The sequence below is a fragment of the Agrobacterium leguminum genome (genome assembly GCF_015704895.1).
GTDB classification, from domain to species: Bacteria; Pseudomonadota; Alphaproteobacteria; order Rhizobiales; family Rhizobiaceae; genus Agrobacterium; species Agrobacterium leguminum.
On the sequence record NZ_JADQWB010000005.1, the window covers coordinates 306,574 to 328,164 of the forward strand.

The 21,591-nt window shown below is 60.9% G+C and carries 16 protein-coding genes and 1 pseudogene; 1 reads left to right on the forward strand and 16 read right to left on the reverse strand.

Annotation, left to right across the window (positions count from 1 at the left end; genetic code table 11):
- Positions 1–151: 151 nt before the first annotated feature.
- From lpxC to I3J13_RS10840, 5 genes are all read right to left on the reverse strand, one after another.
- Positions 152–1,111: a UDP-3-O-acyl-N-acetylglucosamine deacetylase gene (gene lpxC, locus I3J13_RS10820; RefSeq protein ID WP_003522208.1), complete on the reverse strand. Its 960-nt coding sequence runs from the start codon at positions 1,109–1,111 to the stop codon at positions 152–154.
- Between the two features lie 265 nt (positions 1,112–1,376).
- The gene (gene ftsZ, locus I3J13_RS10825; protein WP_020811994.1) at positions 1,377–3,137 is read right to left on the reverse strand and encodes a cell division protein FtsZ; all 1,761 of its coding nucleotides are present in this window, start codon (positions 3,135–3,137) and stop codon (positions 1,377–1,379) included.
- 92 nt (positions 3,138–3,229) lie between these two features.
- A complete protein-coding gene (gene ftsA / locus I3J13_RS10830) occupies positions 3,230–4,561 on the reverse strand; it encodes a cell division protein FtsA (protein WP_003513208.1) in 1,332 nt (443 codons plus the stop codon).
- Positions 4,558–5,490 carry a cell division protein FtsQ/DivIB gene (locus tag I3J13_RS10835; RefSeq protein ID WP_196378777.1) on the reverse strand — a complete coding sequence of 311 codons (933 nt, stop codon included), beginning with the start codon at positions 5,488–5,490 and terminating at the stop codon, positions 4,558–4,560. The genes ftsA and I3J13_RS10835 overlap by 4 nt, the downstream gene beginning before the upstream one ends.
- Positions 5,478–6,404 carry a D-alanine--D-alanine ligase gene (locus tag I3J13_RS10840; RefSeq protein ID WP_003522204.1) on the reverse strand — a complete coding sequence of 309 codons (927 nt, stop codon included), beginning with the start codon at positions 6,402–6,404 and terminating at the stop codon, positions 5,478–5,480. The genes I3J13_RS10835 and I3J13_RS10840 overlap by 13 nt, the downstream gene beginning before the upstream one ends.
- 543 nt (positions 6,405–6,947) lie before the next feature.
- On the opposite strand from I3J13_RS10840, the gene I3J13_RS10845 reads away from it, so the two are divergent.
- Positions 6,948–8,252, forward strand: coding sequence for an MFS transporter (locus I3J13_RS10845; protein WP_003522203.1), 1,305 nt, complete (start codon positions 6,948–6,950; stop codon positions 8,250–8,252).
- A 118-nt stretch (positions 8,253–8,370) separates the two neighbouring features.
- Here I3J13_RS10845 and I3J13_RS10850 read toward each other — a convergent pair whose 3' ends face one another.
- The 11 genes and pseudogenes from I3J13_RS10850 to I3J13_RS10900 all read right to left on the reverse strand — a co-directional run.
- The gene (locus I3J13_RS10850) at positions 8,371–9,180 is read right to left on the reverse strand and encodes a GGDEF domain-containing protein (protein WP_196378778.1); all 810 of its coding nucleotides are present in this window, start codon (positions 9,178–9,180) and stop codon (positions 8,371–8,373) included.
- A 192-nt stretch (positions 9,181–9,372) separates the two neighbouring features.
- Complete coding sequence (gene murB, locus I3J13_RS10855; RefSeq protein ID WP_020810676.1) at positions 9,373–10,338, reverse strand: UDP-N-acetylmuramate dehydrogenase; 966 nt, start codon at positions 10,336–10,338, stop codon at positions 9,373–9,375.
- Positions 10,335–11,750 carry a UDP-N-acetylmuramate--L-alanine ligase gene (gene murC / locus I3J13_RS10860; RefSeq protein ID WP_003522200.1) on the reverse strand — a complete coding sequence of 472 codons (1,416 nt, stop codon included), beginning with the start codon at positions 11,748–11,750 and terminating at the stop codon, positions 10,335–10,337. Before murC ends, murB begins: the two co-directional genes overlap by 4 nt.
- Positions 11,747–12,883, reverse strand: a complete 1,137-nt coding sequence (gene murG, locus I3J13_RS10865; RefSeq protein ID WP_003522199.1) for an undecaprenyldiphospho-muramoylpentapeptide beta-N-acetylglucosaminyltransferase — start codon at positions 12,881–12,883, stop codon at positions 11,747–11,749. The genes murC and murG overlap by 4 nt, the downstream gene beginning before the upstream one ends.
- A gap of 6 nt (positions 12,884–12,889) precedes the next feature.
- Positions 12,890–14,044 carry a putative lipid II flippase FtsW gene (gene ftsW, locus I3J13_RS10870; protein WP_003522198.1) on the reverse strand — a complete coding sequence of 385 codons (1,155 nt, stop codon included), beginning with the start codon at positions 14,042–14,044 and terminating at the stop codon, positions 12,890–12,892.
- Between the two features lie 5 nt (positions 14,045–14,049).
- Entirely contained in the window at positions 14,050–15,459 is a 1,410-nt protein-coding gene (gene murD / locus I3J13_RS10875; protein WP_196378779.1) for a UDP-N-acetylmuramoyl-L-alanine--D-glutamate ligase, read from the reverse strand.
- 3 nt (positions 15,460–15,462) lie between these two features.
- Positions 15,463–16,563 (reverse strand): phospho-N-acetylmuramoyl-pentapeptide-transferase, encoded by a 1,101-nt coding sequence (gene mraY / locus I3J13_RS10880; protein ID WP_003522196.1) that lies wholly within the window; start codon positions 16,561–16,563, stop codon positions 15,463–15,465.
- A gap of 23 nt (positions 16,564–16,586) precedes the next feature.
- A complete protein-coding gene (locus tag I3J13_RS10885; protein ID WP_035263158.1) occupies positions 16,587–18,020 on the reverse strand; it encodes a UDP-N-acetylmuramoylalanyl-D-glutamyl-2,6-diaminopimelate--D-alanyl-D-alanine ligase in 1,434 nt (477 codons plus the stop codon).
- Positions 18,017–19,486: a UDP-N-acetylmuramoyl-L-alanyl-D-glutamate--2,6-diaminopimelate ligase gene (locus I3J13_RS10890; RefSeq protein ID WP_035263157.1), complete on the reverse strand. Its 1,470-nt coding sequence runs from the start codon at positions 19,484–19,486 to the stop codon at positions 18,017–18,019. Before I3J13_RS10890 ends, I3J13_RS10885 begins: the two co-directional genes overlap by 4 nt.
- A 57-nt stretch (positions 19,487–19,543) precedes the next feature.
- Positions 19,544–21,286 (reverse strand): peptidoglycan D,D-transpeptidase FtsI family protein, encoded by a 1,743-nt coding sequence (locus I3J13_RS10895; RefSeq protein ID WP_003522193.1) that lies wholly within the window; start codon positions 21,284–21,286, stop codon positions 19,544–19,546.
- Positions 21,286–21,591: pseudogene (locus I3J13_RS10900) on the reverse strand (cell division protein FtsL); the annotation flags it as partial. The pseudogene I3J13_RS10900 and the gene I3J13_RS10895, both read right to left, overlap by 1 nt.

The following is a 21,591-nucleotide window of genomic DNA, read 5'->3' on the forward strand; positions in this document are numbered from 1 at the left end:
CGCAATGATGACGCATTAACGCATTTTTATGGCATCGACCCGTGCAATCGCATGAATATCAGGCGATATGACGCAACTTCTTGTTCGCATCGCGAAAAAGCCGCCCCAAAGGGAGCGGCTTTCTCTGTCAATTGATAGCCTGCAAAGGAATTCACGCAGACCAGGGCGCGAATTCCGGCATATTGACCGCAACGAATTCGCGGGCGCGCACCATCTGGTTGCGGGCAGCCGGCGCTTCGACGATCTCATAGGCGGTGCGGTCGCTCAAAAGCGCCTTCAGCGCATTCGCATTGACCTTGTGGCCGCCGCGATAGGAGCGGTAGCAGCCGATGAACTGCGCGCCAGCAAGCGCCAGGTCGCCCACGGCGTCCAGCGTCTTGTGACGGACGAATTCGTCCTTGGCGTAACGCAGGCCTTCCATGTTGATGACGCTGTTGTCGTCGGAGATGACGACCGAGTTCTCAAGCGAGGAGCCGAGCGCATAACCGGCAGCCCACAGGCGCTCCACATCACGCATGAAGCCGAAGGTACGGGCGCGCGACAGTTCGTTCTTGAAGCTCTCCGCCGTCAGGTCGCCCTTCCAGGACTGCTTGCCGATCAGCGGCGTGTCGAAATCGATGTCGACCTCGAAACGGGTGCCGTCATAGGGACGGAACTCCGCCCAGGAGGCGCCCGAATCGATGCGCACCGGCTTGGTGACGCGAATATAACGGCGCTTCACGCCTAGGCTCTTGATGCCGACCGATTCGATCGCTTCGATGAAAGGTGCGGAGCTGCCGTCCATGATCGGCGCTTCCGGACCGTCGACTTCAACGATGAGGTTGTCGAGGCCCATGGCGTAGATGGCGGCCATGACGTGCTCGATCGTCGCCACCGACTGGGAAAGCGAACGGCCGAGCACGGTGCACAGGTCGGTATTGCCGACATTGGCCGAAACCGCCTTCAACTCGGTAACGCTGCCATTGTCATGAAGGCGGTGGAAGACGATGCCCGTTCCGGCTTCTGCGGGCTGGAAGGTCATCGAGACCGGATTGCCGGAATGCACGCCAATGCCTTTGAGCTGAACAGCATTTGCGATAGTTGTCTGAAATCCGAGCAGTCCGATAGTCATGCGAATATGCCTTGTTTTGCAAACCGCGCCGCTTGAGCGCCGTTCAAGTTTTCGAGCCGGTTTGGCAACCGGCCAAGTCCGTGTTTTCCTTTACCCAGCCTCATACATACGCACATGTAGGTGCCACGACAAATCACTGTTCGTTTCGGATTGTTACACGCGTAAACCTTTGAAAATGCGAATTAATTTAGTGTTAATAACGCAAAATAAACAAAACGCCCGGATCGTGAAACCCGGGCGTTCGAAGAGGCGGATGGAATCGCCCTTAGTTGGACTGGCGGCGCAGGAAGGCCGGGATTTCCAGCTGGTCGTCATCGTGGTGGCTGGACGATGCAGGCGTTGCGCGGCCGTGGTCGTCAAGCTGGCCACGACGCGGTGCGTAGAGGCTGGCTTCCGGCGAAAGCGGGGCGCGGCGCTGCTGCGGCGCCATGCTCGGCGCATCCATCATGTCGGACGGAACTTCTTCTTCTTCGCGGCGGCCAAGCGAGTTGGTGATGCGCTTCAGAAGACCCATCGGGCCACGCTCTTCCTGGGCGGCAGGAGCGGCGTGGGTGCGGTGGTCCAGCTCGGCCTTCACGACCGGCGGAAAGTCTTCGACCTTCGGCATGCGTACCGGCTCGGGCTGGCGGGCAACCGGTGCGGGTTCCTGATAAACAGGAGCCTGCGGCTGCTGCATGCGCGGCGCCGGAGCGGCAACCTGTTCCGGAGCATGGTAGACGGGCGCCGGAGCGACCGGTGCCGGAGCGGCCTGCTGAACCGGCTGAGCCGGACGGAGAGCCGCCGGCGCTTCAGCCGGAGAAGATGCGAACAGCTTGCTCTGCGGACGGAAATCCTGAGCCGGCTGCTGGTGTGCGGCGAAACCGAGTTCGCGTTCCATTTCGGCTTCCGCCGAACGGATGGTCTGGGCGATCGGGTCTACGGCCTTCTGTGCCTGCGATACTGCTGGAGCAGGCTGAACTGCGGCCGGAGCGGAAGCAACGGCCGCGGAAGGACGGATAAGCGGCTTGGCAACGGCTGCTGCGGCACGCATATCGGCAACGTTCTGCTCGCCGACGCCAGCAACGCGGTCGATGCCGGTCGCCACGACGGAGACGCGGATGAGACCTTCCAGGGCTTCGTCGAAGGTTGCGCCGAGGATGATGTTGGCGTCCGGATCGACTTCTTCGCGGATACGGGTTGCAGCCTCGTCGACTTCGAACAGGGTAAGGTCGCGACCACCGGTGATGGAGATCAGCAGGCCCTGTGCGCCCTTCATCGAGGTTTCGTCGAGCAGCGGGTTGGCGATTGCCGCTTCCGCAGCCTGCATCGCACGGCCCGGACCGGAAGCTTCGCCGGTGCCCATCATTGCACGGCCCATTTCACGCATGACCGAGCGAACGTCGGCGAAGTCGAGGTTGATGAGACCTTCCTTCACCATCAGGTCGGTGATGCAGGCAACGCCCGAATAGAGAACCTGGTCGGCCATGGCGAAGGCGTCGGCGAAGGTCGTCTTGTCGTTGGCAATACGGAAGAGGTTCTGGTTCGGAATGACGATCAGCGTATCGACGGACTTCTGCAGTTCCTCGATGCCCTGTTCGGCAAGACGCATGCGGCGGCCGCCTTCGAAGTGGAAAGGCTTGGTGACGACGCCGACCGTCAGGATGCCCTTGTTGCGGGCGGCCTGTGCGACAACCGGAGCAGCACCCGTGCCGGTGCCGCCGCCCATGCCGGCGGTGACGAAGCACATGTGGGTGCCGTTCAGGTGATCGATGATCTCGTCGATGCATTCTTCAGCGGCGGCGCGGCCGACTTCCGGCTGGGAACCGGCGCCGAGGCCTTCGGTGACGTTGACGCCGAGCTGGATGACCCGGTCTGCCTTCGTCATGGTCAGCGCCTGCGCATCCGTGTTGGCGACGACGAAGTCGACGCCCTGGAGGCCGGCCGTGATCATGTTGTTGACAGCGTTACCACCACCACCGCCGACACCGAAAACAGTGATGCGTGGCTTCAGCTCGGTGATATCAGGCTTTTGCAGCTGTATCGTCATTTTAGCATTCCTTCTTTCTCTGGCCGCATCGCCCCGCTGGCCGATTCTTGAAAACTCAACTCTGAAACCTCCGGCTTACGCCACGAGGCCACTCAAAAACTCTCTTTCAGCCATTGCCCCACCCGGGCTATCCGGCCGCTACCCGTACCAAACGGCGAGAACATTCCGCCTTGCGCCGCATGAATTTCGATGTCCGCCACCTGCGGATAGATCATCAGTCCGCAGGCGGTTGAAAATGCCGGTCCCTTCGCCGCCACCGGAAGACCGGCCACACCCATGGGGCGGCCGATACGAACGTTGCGGGCGAGAATGCGCCGTGCCGTTTCCGGCAGCCCCGTCAGCTGGCTTGCGCCGCCGGTCAGGACAACGCGCTTGCCGACGATGGGGCTGAAGCCGGACTTCTGGATACGATCACGGATCAATTCCAGCGTCTCTTCGATACGCGCCCGCACGATGCGGGTTACAAGTGCTCTTGAAACTTGCGATGGCTGATCGCGATCGTCTTCGCCAATCGGCGGGATCGAAATCATGTCGCGCTCATCCGCGCCATTCAGCAATGCCGAACCATGCACCACCTTCAGTCTCTCCGCATCTTCGATTCGTGTCGAGAGGCCACGTGCAAGATCTGTCGTAACGTGATGGCCGCCAAGGCCGATCGCGTCGGTGTGAATGAGACGGCCTTCGGCGAAAACCGAGATCGTCGTGGTGCCGCCGCCCATGTCGATGGCCGCGCAGCCGAGTTCGACTTCATCGTCCACCAGCGCCGCCAGACCGCTGGCATAGGGCGTCGCCACCATGCCTTCCACGGAAAGATGCGCACGGTTGACGCAGAGTTCGAGGTTCTTCAGCGCCGTGCGCTCGACCGTGACCACATGCATGTCGACACCGAGAAGATCGCCATACATGGAAAGCGGATCGCGAATGCCGCGCTCGCCGTCCAGCGAATAACCCGTCGGCAAAGAATGCAGGATCGCCCGGTCCTGACGCATGGACTGCTGGCTTGCCGCCACCAGAACCTTGCGCAGATCGCTTGCTTCCACTTCCTGGCCGCCGAGATCGATGCTCGCAGTGTAGATATCGCTCGCCAGTCTTCCTGCCGAAACATTGACGATCAGGCTGTCGACGGTAAGGCCCGCCATGCGCTCGGCCGCATCGACCGAAAGACGGATCACGCCTTCCAGCGCGTCGAGATCGGCGATCACGCCGGATTTCACGCCGCGCGAACGCTGGTGGCCGATGCCGATGATTTCGACCTTATGGGTGCGGCCGGGCAGGATTTCGCTTTCCTGGCGCGGCGTCAGCCGGCCGATCATGCACACGACCTTGGTCGAGCCGATGTCCAGCACCGAAACGATGTGGCTGCGCTTGGAAGAAAGCGGCTTCAGGCGAGGCAGGCCGAAATGGGAAGAACCGAAAAAGCTCATGTGTTCTTCTCCGCCTTCTTGAGAGCCTTGGTGCGCGCATCGACAGCGGCCTGGCGACGCTCCGTGGCGCCCTCGGTCAGCTGGATCGTGGTGCGGTCCGCAAGCCGGAGATCGACGGCAGCGACATCGCGCGACAGCACCTTTTCCTCGAGATCGAGCCGCGCCAGCAGTTGCAGCGCCTGCGGCAGGTTTTCTTCCGGCAGCTTGACGACGATGCCGTTATCGAGATGCAGATCCCAGCGACGGCCGGCAATGCGGACATAGGCGCGGACACGGTTGCGGATTTCCGGCCAGTCGGCCAACTGCTCGACGAAACCGGCAGCACCCGTTTCCGCGTCACGGCCAACGAAGAGCGGCAGGGAGGCGAATTTATTGTCCCGCAGCGGCGCAATCACGCTGCCGCTTTTTTCGATCAGCGACAGTTCCGTTCCATGCTGCCAGATGCCGAAGGCCTGACGCTCCTTCAGCCGGACTTCCACGGTCTTGGGGTACACCTTGCGGATATCGACATCTTCCACCCAGGGAAGCTGCACCAGCTTGCGGCGCGCCGCATCGATATCGAGCGCAATCAGCGAGGTGCTGCCATCGAGGCCGAGAAGCTGGAACACTTCGATTTCGGAGGTCTGCAGATTGCCGGAAACCTTCACGTCCTCGACCGCAAAGCCTGCTGCCGATGTCGTGGTCTGGGTGACGATATTGGTGTGCCCGCCGAGAGACATGCCGTAAAGCCCGGTCACCGCGTAAAAGGCGACGGCCGAAATCGTACCGGTATGGGCGGGAATGTGAATGCGTCCGGTCGCAAGGCTGACACCGAAACGCACGAAGCGACGCAGAGGACGCGGCAATACCATGCGGTCGTCGGCGTTGGCCGCCGCCGCGAATTGTTCGCGCTTTTTTGCTGTCGACTTTTTGCCGATCACCGCAAACACGAAGCGTCCTCCACCATCCAGCTGACAAGGTTACCAAAGGAGCGGCCAGCATGAGCCGCCATTTCCGGCACCAGGGAGGTCGGCGTCATGCCCGGCTGCGTATTCACTTCAAGCCAGATAACTTCGCCATCTTCTGAGAAACGGTCGTCGTAACGAAAGTCTGAACGGCTTACGCCACGGCATCCGATCGCCCGATGCGCCATAACCGCCAGTGTTTGAATTTTTTGGTAAATTTTCGGTGAAATTTCTGCGGGAATGACATGTTTCGAGCCACCAGCCGCATATTTCGCATCATAATCATAGAAATTGTGACCGAGCGGCACCACTTCGGTGACACCCAGCGCCTCGCCGTCGAGCACACCGCAGGTCAGTTCGCGGCCGTGAATATAGCGCTCGACCATGACCTGATCGCCGTAGCGCCATTCCGACGAGGTGAGAATCTGCGGCGGATGCGACTGGTCTTCCTTGACGATCACGACACCGAAGCTCGAACCTTCACGCACCGGCTTCACCACATAAGGGGGTGCAAGCGGATGCTCGCTGGTGAAATCGAAGCGGTTCATGACGCGCTCGGCAGCCACCGGGATGCCGGCAGCAGCGGCAACCTTCTTGGCCTGCGCCTTGTCCATGGCGAGCGCGGAAGCGAGCACGCCGGAATGCGTATAGGGAATGGCGAGATATTCGAGGATGCCCTGAATGGTGCCGTCTTCGCCAAAGGGACCGTGCAGCGCATTGAAAGCCACATCCGGGCGCAGCTCGGCAAGTACGGCGGCGACATCGCGCCCCACATCGACCCGGGTGACCTTGTAGCCCTCGTCTTCCAGAGCCTGCGCGCAAGCGTTGCCCGACGACAGGCTGACCGGCCGCTCCGACGAAAATCCACCCAAAAGAACAGCTACGTGCTTGCCGCTCATCGATACCTCTGACACCAACTCTCCGTTACGAACCACGCTCCGAACCGACCGAATTTGACGAACGGTGATTCTGGCACATGACCCTTGAGATCAGTTAAACGCCATTAAGGTTAATGAATCGTTTACTTTCGTTAACCGCCGCGTCCAACGTGCCGAGTTTCGTTAAAGAATCAGCACCGATCCGGATTCCCTCCTTGGAATCAGAGAGTTGCATGGATTGCAACATGCAGGTTTTCAATGATCGGAAATAAAACGGCGCTCGCGCGTCTGCCGCTCCGCGATAAAGGCAAGCCCGAAACGTTAACAGACGGGATTATTCCCCAGGGAAAATTATCTGGCGTTTCAGCGTTTTAAAACCGCGGCCTGAATCAGTCTCTCAATCGCCGAAGCATCCCCGAGAGGCATAACCACACGTGTCGCACTGATGGATCACATTATCTGCATTATTTCTTTTTTAGCATTCCATAAGAACAAAAATTGCGTTAACGCAGTCGTCGCCTCCCAAGGCATGACATTGCAATCATCCAAAATGGAACCAATACCATGACCGACGCGATATCTCCGGTATCGCCGACCGCTGACACTTCGAACGTTGTAAAGACAAATTCGCCTGCACGAGTTCTCACTGCCAGCCTGGTCGGCACGACCATCGAGTTTTTCGATTTCTACGTTTACGCCACGGCCGCAGTGCTCGTGTTCCCCACTTTGTTCTTCCCGAACAATGACCCGATGACGGCGCTTCTGGCGTCCTTCGCCACCTTCTCCATCGCCTTTTTCGCCCGCCCGCTGGGCGCTGTGGTCTTCGGCCACTATGGCGACCGCGTCGGCCGCAAGACTACCCTTGTCGCCGCCCTGCTCACGATGGGCGTTTCCACGGTCGTGATTGGCCTCCTCCCCTCCTATGAGACCGCCGGCGTTCTGGCGCCGCTGCTGCTCGCGCTTTGCCGCTTCGGCCAGGGTTTCGGCCTCGGTGGCGAATGGGGCGGTGCCGTTCTGCTCGCCACGGAAAACGCACCTCCGGGCAAGCGCAGCTGGTACGGCATGTTCCCGCAGCTCGGTGCACCCGTTGGCCTGTTCCTTTCGTCCGGCGTGTTCTGGATCCTGCTGCACTTCATGTCCCAGGAAGCGCTTTTGAGCTGGGGCTGGCGCATTCCCTTCGTCGCTTCGATCATCCTGATCGCGGTCGGCATGTGGGTTCGCCTGTCGATCACCGAAACGCCCGACTTCCAGAAGGCAATCGAAAAGGAAGAGCGTGTGGCCGTGCCGGTCGCGGAACTGTTCCGCAACCACAAGCGCAGCCTCGTGCTCGGCACCTTCGTGGCGCTGGCCACCTTCGTGCTCTTCTACATCGGCACCGCCTATCTTCTGTCCTACAACGTCAAGGTCCTGAAAATCCCGTTCCTCGACGCGCTGGAAGTGCAGATCCTGGGCTCCATCGTTTTCGGCATCTTCATTCCGATCGCCGGCAAGCTTGCCGAAAAATTCGGTCGCCGTGAAATCCTGATCCTGACGACGGTGCTGATCGGCCTGTTTTCCTTCCTGCTGCCCGGCCTGATGTCCGGAGGCGAAGGCTCGATCTTCGTCTTCGCGGCTCTGGCCATGATGCTGATGGGCATGACCTATGGCCTGATCGGAACGGCGCTCGCCGCCCCCTTCCCGACCCGCGTGCGCTACACCGGCTCATCCATCACCTTCAACATGGCCGGCATCTTCGGCGCATCGCTCGCGCCTTACATCGCCACATGGCTGCAGGTGAATTACGGCATGGGTTATGTCGGTTATTATCTCTGCGTATCGGCGCTCATCACGCTCGCCTGCATCCTTCTGTCCCGCAAGGACGAAGTCTGAGCCAACGCAGGGTTCAAAATACAAGAAGGCCCGCGGAACTTGAGGTTTCGCGGGCCTTTTCATATCTGCGCCCGACAGCGCAACAGCGCATCTCTTCCCGGCCTTGTTTGGAAATACGCTAGGCGACGGATTGGCGGATGTCGCGCTGGCCTGACACGCAGATGCGGTTACGCCCCGTTCCCTTTGCCTGATAGAGCGCCAGATCGGCATTGTGCAGGACTTTTTCGAAGACTTCGGCATCTTTCCGGACAGCCACGCCAATCGATATGGTGACACCGATCCGCATCTCCTGATAATCGACCGGCACCGCCTCGATACTCGCACGCAGCCTTTCGCAAACGTCCAGGAACGATTGCAGCCCGGTTTCCTGCACGACAACGAACTCCTCACCGCCCATTCTGGCAACGCTGGCGGAGGCAGCGAAGGCGGCGCTTATCCGCTGTGCGACACTGGAAATCACCGCATCGCCTGCCAGATGGCTGAATCTGTCGTTCACGGCCTTGAAATGATCGATATCGAGGAAGGCGACGCAATAATGCGGGCCGAGATCGATACATCCGGCATAAAGCCCAAGGCGATTGCTGAGGCCCGTCAAGGCGTCCGTATGGCTCAGATACAGAAATCGCTCATGCGATTGCGCCAGAAGCTTCACTTCCCTGGCATTCAGCCAGCAAACCAGCAGCGTTATCGTAAACGAGATTGCGGCGGACAGGGTAATGCCAAGGATAAGCCCGTTGACGAGATCCGTTACCAGCCCGAACTCCGCCAGCAGAAGCAGACCGAAAAAACAGATAAGAACAGCTATGACCGTGACGACACAGGCGACCCGGATTGCAAATTCCAGCGGTTCAAGCCGCCGGCGGCGCTCCGACGTCGCAATCGAAAAACTCATCATCTCGATCAGTTTTTTCCAGAGACCCAATACCATCCCCAGCAGCGCCCAATCATCTAACGTCGTCGAAAACTCTAATATAAATCGTCTAAAATATTGGAGAGGGCCGACACCCTCTCCACTTTCATCTTGCTATAGACCATAACCATTGATCGACCGTTACGATAAACGCCAACGGCCGCATCAACGCAAGGTTTTGTCGCCAACCATACCGGCCAACACCGGATTTCAGCTTCCGAGGAAAGGCTCCACCTCACGGCCCGGCATGAAAAGGCCAAGCCGCTTGATTTCCCATTCCAGCCGGATGCCCGACTTTTCGAACACGCGCTTGCGAATGGTCTCGCCCAGATATTCCAGATCGTAACCGGTCGCATGGCCGGTATTGATCATGAAATTGCAATGCAGCGACGACATCTGCGCGCCGCCGATGACCAGACCGCGACCGCCCGCCTCATCGATCAGTTCCCAGGCGGAATGACCTTCGGGATTCTTGAAGGTGGAACCGCCCGTCTGCTCGCGGATCGGCTGCACGGTTTCGCGGTGGTGGCGCACGGCGTCCATATCGGCACGGATTTTCGCCTTGTCTTCGGGATAGCCCTCAAACAGCGCGCCCGTGAAGATCAGGCCCGCATCGGCGCCGGAATGGCGATAGCTGTAGCCCATATCGGCGTTCGAAAGCACATGCTGGTTGCCCTGACGGTCGACCGCATAGACCTCCACGACACGCTCGCGCGTCTCACCGCCGTTAGCGCCCGCATTCATGCGCAGCGCACCGCCGATGGAGCCGGGAATGCCGTAATAGAAATGGAAACCGCCGATGCCATTATCCATGGCCATCGCAGCAATATGCTTGTCCGGGCAGATCGCGCCCGCCTTGATGCGGTTTTCACCGGCAAGCTCCACCTGGCCGAAGCCCTTGGCGGACAGACGAACAACGACGCCCGGAATGCCGCCATCGCGCACCAGAAGGTTCGAGCCGACGCCAACAACGGTCAATGGCACGTCTTCCGGCAGAATTTTCAGAAAGGCAATCAGATCGTCGGTATCGTGCGGCTGGAACATGACTTCCGCAAGACCGCCGGCTCTGAACCACGTCACGCGGTCCATGGGTGCATCCGGTGTCAGACGTCCCCGCAATTCATTTACCCCGTCGCCGAGCCTCCCCAGCAATTTAACCCCATCGACCTGTCTCATTCAGACTTTCCTGATATGCTCTTCAATTCCGAAGGCAGTACTGCTGCCCATTGCGTGATATTTCCAGCCCCCAAGAGAACCACGAAATCACCCGGATTCGCAATGCCTGCAACCACTGAGGCGAGATCTTCCCGTTTCTCGAGAAAACGGGCGTCCCGGTGGCCGGCGGCCTTGATGGCCGAAACCAGCGCTTCCGAGCTTGCGCCCTCAATCGGATCTTCGCCCGCGGCATAGACCGGAGCAAGGATAATCGTGTCGGCATCGTTAAAACAATGCGCGAAATCGTCGAACAGGCTGGAAAGGCGGCTGTAGCGGTGCGGCTGGTGCACGGCGATGATACGGCCCTTGCAGGCCTCCCGCGCCGCCTTCAGCACGGCCTTGATCTCGACCGGATGGTGGCCATAGTCATCGAAGACCTGCACCCCATTGGCTTCGCCCGTCAGCGTGAAGCGCCGCTTGACGCCGCCGAAGGAGGCAAGGCCCTTCTTGATGTCGGCTTCCGAAATGCCGAGACGATTGGCAACCGCAATCGCCGCCGTCGCATTCGACACATTGTGGCGGCCGGGCATCGGGAGGACGAGGTCCTTGAAGGAAAATATCTTGCCGGTACGACGACGGCGGATTTCCACGTCGAACACCGAGCGCGTGCCGTCGATGCGTACATTCGAAAACCGCACATCGGCCTGCGGGTTCTCGCCATAGGTGATGACCTTGCGGTCTTCGATGCGGCCGACCAAAGCCTGCACTTCCGGATGATCGAGGCACATGACGCCGAAACCGTAGAAAGGCACGTTCTCGACGAACTGACGGAAGGCAGCGCGCACGGCATCGAAATTGCCGTAGTGATCCAGATGCTCCGGATCGATATTGGTGATGACGGCCACATCGGCCGGCAGCTTCAGGAAGGTGCCGTCGGACTCGTCGGCCTCCACCACCATCCACTCGCCCTCGCCCATGCGGGCATTGGTGCCGTAAGCATTGATGATGCCGCCATTGATGACGGTCGGGTCGAGATTGCCGGCTTCCAGCAGGGTCGCGACCATGGAGGTGGTCGTGGTCTTGCCATGGGTGCCGCCAATGGCGATGGCGTTACGGAAACGCATCAGCTCGGCCAGCATTTCGGCCCGGCGAACGATCGGCAGGTGCTTTTCACGCGCCGCGATGAGTTCCGGATTGTTCTTCTTAATGGCGGTGGAAACGACCACGACCTCGGCATCGCCGATATTATCCGCCGTATGACCGACGAAAACCTCGATGCCCTTGTCGCGCAGCCGCTGCACATTGGCGCTGTCGGCCTGATCCGACCCCTGAACGCGGTGGCCGAGATTGTGAAGCACTTCGGCAATGCCGCTCATGCCGATCCCGCCTATGCCGATGAAATGCACAAGGCCTATGGCTTTCGGCATCTTCATGCCCCAACTCCTTCATTCTTTTTCTTGAATTCCTGTACGGACCGACCGGAAGCAATCGCCTCCACCAGATCGGCCAGCACATCCGCCGCATGCGGTTTGCCCGTCGCTTTTGCCGCCGCCGCCGTTGCCGAAAGACGGTCCGGCTCCGAAAGCGCTGAGGACAGCAGGCCGGAAAGCTTCTGCGGCGACAATTCCGCCTGCTTGATGACGCTTGCCCCGCCAGCCGCCGAAAGCGCTGCCGCATTGGCGGCCTGATCGTGATCGAGCGCATGCGGATAGGGAACGAGGATAGACGGGCGGCCGATCACCGAAAGCTCCGATACCGTCGAAGCGCCCGAGCGACTGATGACCAGATCGGCCTCGCCGATGCGCGACGCCATGTCGCCGAAGAAGGGCGAAACATCCGCCTTCACGCCGAGCTTCTGATAGGAGGCGATTACGCTGTCCTTGTCTTCCGGCCGCGCCTGCTGGGTGACAACGATGCGCTTGCGCTGCTCATCCTTCAGCAGGCAGATCGCCGCAGGCACCGCGCTCGAGAAGAACTGCGCACCCTGGCTGCCGCCGAAAACGACAAGCTGGAATGTCTCACCCGTCTGCGAGGGCGTATAGGGTATCTCCGACGCCGCCAGTACCGCCGGGCGTACGGGATTGCCGGTCGCCACGGTCTTGTCGGAATATTGACCGTTGGCGGGCGGCAGGAAACCGCCGGCAATTGCCTTAACCCGGCCTGCCAGCGCCTTGTTGGCGCGGCCCATCACCGCATTCTGCTCGTGAATGATGGAGGGCACGCCAAGTCCGGTGGAAGCGAGAAGCGGCGGCACGGTGGGATAACCGCCGAAACCGACAACCGCGACCGGCTTCAGTTTCGCCACCAGCCGGCGCGCGGCGCGCAGACCAACCCACAGCTTCCAGAGCGAACGCGCCACGGAAATCGGGTTTTTCGAGCCGATGGTGGCGGACGGCACGACATGGATTTCGTCCGCCGGGAACTTGCCCGCATAACGCTCGGCGCGGCTGTCGGTGACAAGGTGCACCTGATAACCGCGCGCTTTCAGCGTGTGCGCGAGCGCCTCGGCTGGAAAGACATGACCGCCGGTTCCCCCGGCGGCAAGAAGAACAATACCCTTGCTCATGATCGTTTACTCCGCGGGAACGCCGGAACCGACGCGGAAGAAACTCCGCTCCTGCGCCCGCTTTTCGGGTCTGTGGCGTGTCAGCGCCAGAAGGAAGCCGGCGGTCACGCAGATCGCCATCATCGACGAACCGCCATAGGAAATCAGCGGCAGCGTCATGCCCTTGGCGGGCATCAATTCCAGATTGACGCCGATATTGATCATCGACTGCATGCCGATCTGCAGCACAAGGCCGGCCACGGCAAAGCGGCAGAAATCGTCCTTTTCCTTGAAGGCGTGCGAGAGGCCGCGCAGCACGATGAAGGCGAAGATCGCCACCAGGAACATGCAGAAGACGATGCCGAATTCTTCCGCCGCCACCGAGAAGATGAAGTCGGTATGGCTGTCGGGAATGATGCGCTTGACGATGCCCTCGCCCGGTCCGCGTCCGAACCAGTCACCGCGAATGATAGCCTCACGCGCCGTATCCACCTGGAACGTATCGCCTTCGCCGGTCCAGAAACGGTCGATACGACCGGCCACGTGCGGCAGCATCAGATAAGCGGAGATGATGCCGCCGACGCCGACACCGCCGAGCATGATGATCCAGAACCACGGCACGCCGGCCATGAAGAACATGCCGCCCCAGACCACGGAGGTCAGGATCGTCTGGCCAAAGTCGGGCTGGGCGATCAGCAATGCGGCCACGATGCCGAAGGTGATGATGGCAAAGAGGTTGCCCGGAATTTCCGGATGACGTGCCCGCTCGGCGAAAAGCCAGGCGCAGACGATCACGAAGGCCGGCTTCATGAATTCCGATGGCTGGATGGAAAAGGTGCCGATGGAAATCCAGCGCCGCGCACCCTTGACCTCGATGCCGAAGAATAGCGCGAAGATCATCATCAGCAGCGAGGCGATCAGCATGATGACCGCGACGCGCCGCACTTGACGCGGCGACAGGAAGGACAGGCCGACCATGATCGCCAGCGACGGCACCATGAACATCGCCTGACGCTCGACGAAGAAGAAACTGTTGAGGCCGATGCGCTCGGCAACCGCAGGCGAGGCCGCGAACGACAGCATCAGACCGATGCCCATCAATGCGATGAACGCCGCCAGAAAGAAACGGTCGATGGTCCAGAACCACTCCGCGACCGGACCGCGATCAACTCGGCTTACCATGGCCTTCAGCCCCCTTTTCCAGAGTCAACCAGCATCGTCATGCCATCGAGCGCCGCGACCTGCGCGACGAACGAATCACCTCTGATCTCAAAGTTCTTATATTGATCGAAGCTTGCGCAAGCCGGGGATAACATCACGATATTGCCGGCCGTCGCATCTTTTTCCGCATCCGCCGCCGCATGTTGCACGGCCTTGTCAAGCGTGCCGGATATTTCGTAAGGCACGGCTTCGCCCAGTGTCGCCGCAAATTCCGCTGCCGCTTCGCCGATCAGATAGGCCTTGGCGATGCGCGGAAACAGCGGCGAAAGGCTGGTGATGCCGCCTGCCTTGGGCAGACCGCCGGCGATCCAGTAGATACGGTCGAAACTTGAAAGCGCCGGTGCCGCAGCATCGGCATTGGTGGCCTTGCTGTCGTTGACGAAGGTGACATTGCCACGTCGGCCGACCGGCTGCATACGGTGCTTGAGGCCGGGGAAGGATTTCAGGCCCGCGCGAACTTCCTCTTCGGAAACCCCGACGGCAAGGCAGGCGGCGATTGCCGCCGCAGCATTCTGCGCATTGTGGCTGCCGCGAAGGGTCTGGATACCGTCGAGATCGGTGAGCAGCGAAGAAGTGCCGCCATGCGCACGGAAAATGCGGCTGCCTTCGGCATAGAGACCTTCGGAAACGACATTGCGCTTGGAAATGCGCTCCACCTTCACGCCGGCGCGTTCGATACGGTCAGCGATCAGCGTCGAATGGCTGTCATCAACACCGACGATGGCCGTTTGACTGCCAGCCACCAGCCGTTCCTTGACATCGGCATAGTGCTGCATCGTGCCGTGACGGTCGAGATGATCGGGCGTCAGATTGAGCAGAATGCCGGCGGTCGGATTGATCGTCGGTGCGAGATCGATCTGGTAGGACGAGCACTCGACAACATAGAAGCGCTGCGCCTTCGGCGGATCGAGGCTCAGCACCGCCGTACCGATATTGCCGCCGAGCTGCGTATCGCGGCCGGACGCCTTGAGAATATGCGCGATCAGCGCCGTCGTCGTGGACTTGCCGTTGGTGCCGGTAATCGCGATGAAAGGGCAATCCGGCGCGTGCGCACGGCGCTCGCGGATGAAAAGCTCGATATCGCCGATGATCTCGACGCCCGCAGCTTTCGCAAGGTCGACCGACCAATGCGGTTTCGGATGCGTCAGCGGCACGCCGGGCGCCAGAACGAAGGAAGAGAAGCTCGGCCAGTCAATCGTCCGAAGATCCGCCGTCTTGATGCCTTCGGCCTCAGCCTTCGCGACACTGTCGGGATTGTCGTCGAAAGCAACGACATCCGCCCCGCCGGCCACCAGCGCCCGGGCCGTGACGAGACCCGAACCGCCAAGCCCGAAAAGCGCGACCTTCTTACCTTTGAACGACGTGACCGGGATCATCGCTCACCTCAGCTTTAGGGTGGCGAGGCCAAGCAGCGCGAGGCCAACGGAGATGATCCAGAAACGGATCACCACCTGGCTTTCCGTCCAGCCCTTTTTCTCGAAATGGTGATGGATCGGCGCCATCAGGAAGACGCGCCTGCCGGTGCGCTTGAACCAGAAGACCTGGATGATGACCGAAAGGGTTTCCATGACGAACAGACCGCCGACGATGACCATGACGATCTCGTGCTTGGTCGCGACAGCGATGGAGCCGATCAGGCCGCCGAGCGCCAGCGAGCCCGTATCGCCCATGAAAATGGCGGCGGGCGGCGCATTGAACCACAGGAAGCCGAGGCCCGCACCGATGACCGCGCCGACGATGACGGCGAGTTCACCCGTGCCGGGCACGAAGTTGATCTGCAGGTAATTGGCGAAAACCGCGTTGCCGGCGAGATAGGCGATCACGCCGAAGGTGGCGGCCGCGATCATGACCGGCACGATGGCAAGCCCGTCGAGACCATCCGTCAGGTTCACGGCATTGCCCGCACCGACGATGACGAAAGCACCGAACAGTACGAAGAAGTAGCCGAGATTGATCACGAATTCCTTGAAGAAGGGAAAGGCGATGGAGCTGCCGAGCGTGCCGCCATGCGGGGCGGAAGCGAGCGCCATCTTCATCATGAAGAACACGGCAATCGCCGCAATCAGGAATTCGATGCCGAGACGGGCCTTGCCGGAAAAGCCCTTGTCGCTCTGCTTCGTCACCTTCAGATAATCGTCGTAGAAGCCGATGGCTCCGAAACCGAGCGTCACCATCAAAACGGCGACGACATAGACGTTCGACAGATCGCCCCACAGCAGCGAGCCGCCGAGAATACCGGCAAGGATCATCAGCCCGCCCATGGTCGGCGTGCCGGCCTTCTTGAAATGCGTCTGCGGACCATCGGCGCGGATGGGCTGGCCCTTGCCCTGGCGCACGCGCAGCGAATTGATGATCGCCGGTCCGAACAGGAAGACGATCAACGCAGAGGTGAACATCGCAGCACCCGCCCGGAAGGTGATGTACCGGAACAGGTTGAAGATTTGAATTTTATCCGACAGTTCGACGAGCCAGATCAGCATAATTGCCCTTTCAAAAGGCTATTTCAGACTTGGCGTTCCGTCTCGGGGAATGCCGGATACTTGTCAAGCAGGGCGGCGACAATCTTGCCGAAACCGAGGCCAAGTGACGATTTTACCATCAGCGCGTCTCCCGGTTGCACCCATTGCAGGGCGAAATCGGTCAGTTCCGCCGTCGTCGGGAACCAGATGACGGTGACGCTGTCCGGCAACGCGTCGCGCAGCGCCGCCATCGCCTCCCCCGCCAGCCAGACATGTTCGATGCCGGCCGCAAGCAGCGGCCCGGCCAATTCTTCATGCAATTGCGCGGAAAACTCGCCCATCTCCAGCATGTCGCCGAGAACGGCGACGCGCCGACCGTGACCCTGCGTTTCCGTTTCCGCCAGCACGGCAATCGCCGCCCGCATGGAGGCCGGATTGGCATTATAGCTTTCGTCGATCAGCAGGAAGGTGCCGCCGTTGATTGCCAACTGATGACGCTGGCCGCGCCCCTTTACCGCCTCGAGCGTTCCCAGCGCTTCGAAGGCGCGGTCGAGATTGGCGCCGGTGACGGCAACGGCGCCCAGCACGGCCATGGCGTTATCGGCAATGTGCCGGCCGGGAATATTGATGTGCAATTCGCTGGTTTCGCCGTTCAGGATCGCCCAGATCGTCGAGCCCGTCGTCGTGCTCTCGAAATCCGCGAGGCGGAAATCCGCCTTGGCATGCTGCCCGAAGGTGAGGATATGCTCGATACCCTGTTCCTGCGCCGCTTCTTCAAGCTGTTCGAACTGGGCGTTATCGCGGTTGAGGATGACGGAACCGCCCTCCTCCAGACCTTCGAAAATCTCCGCCTTGGCGGCGGCGATCTCTTCGATGTTCTTGAAATTGCCGAGATGGGCCGGCGCAATGGTCGTGATGATCGCCACATGCGGGCGCACCAGCTTCACCAGCGGCCGGATTTCACCGGAATGGTTCATACCGATTTCGAACACACCGAATTCCGTGTCCGCCGGCATGCGCGCCAGCGTCAGCGGCACGCCCCAATGGTTGTTGAAGGAGGCCACCGCCGCATGCACCCGGCCCGAAGGGGCGAGCGCCTGCCGCAGCATTTCCTTGGTGGTGGTCTTGCCGACCGAACCGGTCACCGCAATGATGCGCGCCGACGTTCTTTCACGCGCCGCGATGGCGAGCTTGCCGAGTGCGGCAAGCACGTCTTCCACGACGATCATCGGCACGGTCAGGCGGCCGAGCGCCGGCAGCTTGGCCTCGGCGACGACCAGAAGTCCCGCCCCGTTCGCAACGGCGAAGCTGGTGTAATCATGACCGTCCACCCGGTCGCCCTTGATGGCGAAGAACGCTTCGCCCGGCTTGACCGTCCGGCTGTCGATGGAAATGCCGGTGATTCCGGTCGGCAGGTTGCCCACGGGGCGTCCTGCCGTGATGGCGATCATGTCGGCGACTGTCCATAACCAGCTCAAATCTTCGATCCTTCCAGCCCTGCCAGTGCAGCGCGCACCTGTTCATGATCGGAAAACGGCAGTGTTACCGAACCGACGATCTGCCCCTCTTCATGCCCCTTGCCCGCGACGATCAGCGTGTCGCCATGCGAAAGCAGCGACACCGCATGGCGGATAGCGTCCGCCCTGTCACCGATTTCCAACGCGCCGGGCGCTGCCGCCATGACTTCGGAACGGATCGTTGCAGCATCTTCCGAACGCGGATTGTCGTCGGTGACGATGACGATGTCGGAAAGCCGCGTCGCAACCTCGCCCATGATCGGGCGCTTGCCCTTGTCGCGGTCGCCGCCGCAGCCGAAGACGGTGATGATGCGGCCCGAGGTGAAGGGCCGGACCGAGGTGAGCACATTTTCCAGCGCATCCGGCTTGTGGGCATAATCCACATAGGCAAGCGCGCCGTTCTTCGTCTGGCCTACGAGTTCCAGACGGCCGGCAGCGCCGATCAGCTTTTCAAGCGCCTTCAGCGCGGTTGCTGCGGGAACGCCGGTGGACATGGCAAGACCGGCTGCGACGAGAGCGTTCGCAACCTGAAAGTCACCCGCCAAGGGGATGTCGACTTCATAAATCTCGCCGTCATGATGCACTTCGATCATCTGCTTGTGACGGAAGTGCTCGACACGCTTCAGGGCCAGATATTCGCCCTTGCGACCGACCGTGCGCACATCGAGACCGGCTTCGCGCGCCGCACGGATCGCCTGTTGCGACCATGGATCGTCGGCGAAGATCACGGCGGGAGCGCCCTTTTCCATCAGCGTATCGAAGAGCCGCATCTTCGCGGCCATATAGTCCTCGACGGTGGGATGATAATCCATGTGGTCGCGGCCGAGATTGGTGAAACCGGCGGCCGCCAGCCTCACTCCGTCGAGACGGCGCTGGTCGAGACCATGGCTGGACGCCTCCATCGCCGCATGCGTCACACCTTCGGCCGCAAGTTCTGCCAGAAGCGCATGCAGCGTCACCGGATCGGGCGTGGTGAGCGCGCCGTAATCCTCGCGGCCGGGTGCAATCACACCTGTCGTGCCGATCTGTGCAGCGGCATGGCCGGCGAAAGCCCAGATCTGCCGCACGAAGGATGCAACGGACGTCTTTCCCGCAGTGCCGGTGACGGCGACCATGGTTTCCGGCTGTTTTCCGTAAAAACGGGAAGCGGCAAGGGAGAGATAAAGGCGTGGATCGGTGACGGAAAGCACCGGCACATCGGCATCCAGCGCGTGTCCGGAAACGACCGCGACCGCGCCCTTGGCAACCGCGTCCTTCACATAGGCCGCGCCATCCGCCCTGGTGCCCGCAACCGCCACGAACAGGCTGCCGGGCGCAGCCTTGCGGCTGTCTGCGGTGATCCCCCCGATTTCGATCGCCCCGATCTCAGACAGGAGCAATTCTTTCAATTCCGGAAACGCATTTCCGGATATATCTCGCAAATTCATCGACTGTGTCCGTCTTGTCCCCCCGGCGCGAATCGCCGGAACATCATAAGCTAACAATCAATAAGACACGAGCAAGGCCGAGCCATCCTTGCCGAACTTCGGCTTCACGCCCAGCACCGCCGCCGTGCGGGTGATGATATCGCGCACCATCGGCGCTGCGGATGTGCCGGCGAGTGCCGCACCATTGCCCTTGTCCGTCTTCGGCTCGTCGATGAAAGACAGCACGACATATTGCGGATCGTCCATTGGAAAGGCCGAGAGGAAGGCGTTGAAGTTCTTGTCGTGCACGTAACGGCCGTTGACGACCTTGTCGGCCGTGCCGGTCTTGCCGCCGACGTTGAAACCATCGACGCGCGCGTTGCGGCCCGAACCGTTGACACCGTTCCATTCGAACAGGAAACGCATGTCCTTGCTGGCGCCCGGTTTCAGAACCTGCTTCGCCACCTGATCCGCCTGTTCGCGGGTGCGCGGCAGGAAAGTCGGCTCGATCAGTTTGCCGCCATTGACGAGTGCAGCACCGGCAACCGCCGTCTGCAGCGGTGTCGTGGAAACGCCGTGGCCGAAGGAAATGGTAATCGAGTTGATCTTCTTCCATTCGCGCGGCTGCGACGGCAGCGCCACTTCCGGCAATTCGGTCTGCATGCGGGTCAAAAGGCCAAGCCGGGTGAGGAATTCCTTGTGGCCTTCCGTTCCCACCGTGTCGGCAATCTTGGCCGTACCGATGTTGGAGGAATACTGGAAGATTTCCGGCACCGAAAGCATCCGGCCCTTGCCGTGGAAGTCCTTGATGGTGAAACCGCCGATGCGGATCGGATAACGCGCATCGAAGGTGTCGCCGAGACGGACGCGGCCCGAATCGAGGCCCATGGCGATGGTGAAGGACTTGAAGGTGGACCCCATTTCGAACGTGCCGTTCGACATGCGGTTGAGCCAGCCTTCCTTGGCGCCTTCCGCTGGGTTGTTCGGATCGTAATCCGGCACGGAGGCCATGGCGAGGACTTCGCCGGTATGCACATCCAGAACCACCGCGCCGGCGCCGATCGCCTGGAACTTGGTGATGGCCGAGGTCACGACTTCGCGGACAATGGACTGCACGCGCAGATCGATGGAAAGCTTCACCGGCTCCAGCGGCTGGTCGCTGGTCATGCCAAGCGCGGTCAGATCGGCAAGGCCCTGGCTGTCGACGTAACGTTCCATGCCGGCAACGCCGCGATTGTCGATGTTGACGTGACCGACGACATGCGCGGCGGTCGGCCCGCCGGGATAAAAGCGGCGCTTTTCCGGGCGGAAGCCGACGCCTGGAATGCCGAGCGCCAGAATCTGGCTCTGCTGCTTCGGCGTCAGCTGGCGGCGCAGCCACTGGAAGCGCGAATTGGAGGAGAGTTTCTGATAGGTGCTGCGCTGGTCGAGATCCGGCAGAACCGTCCGCAGCTTCTCGATAGCCTCATCGATATCGACGATGCGATGCGGTTCGGCAAACAGCGAGACAGTGCGAATATCGGTGGCCAGAACCTCGCCATTGCGGTCGAGAAGATCGGGGCGCGACGCCATCAAGCGGTCGGCGGGTGCGATGCTCGACACCGTTTCCTGCTCCGCCATGCCATATTGCACGAGACGCCCGCCAACGACGGCGTAAAAGGCCACGAAACCGAAAATGATCAGGCCGACGCGGCTTTTCGCCTGGGCGGCGCGCTTCTTGCGCGCGCCTTCAAAGGCCGCATGATCGGTATAGACGCCGGTGGTGCTGGCGGAAAAATGAGCCTTGCTCTTCAAAACCATGACGCGGGAGAGAAAAGACATCAGCGGTTCACCGATCCTGTTATCGTGTCATCCATGTCGTCGGTTTCATCGCCCGCGACGGCGGAGACGGCCGGAGCCGCTGTGGGACGGGAAACACGCGCCCGAGGTGTCGGAACCGGAGTGCCGTTGACGGCAATCTGACCCGCCGGCGGTGATTTCTTTTTGGTGGCCGCACCAAGCGTCGCACCCGGCTTGGAACCGTTGACGGCGGCGGCAATGACATCCTCGACGCTCATGCCTTCCGGCTCGGGCGGCTGCGGCAGTTGCGAGCGCAGCATGGGCAGCTCGCGCGGCTGCGCCAGTTG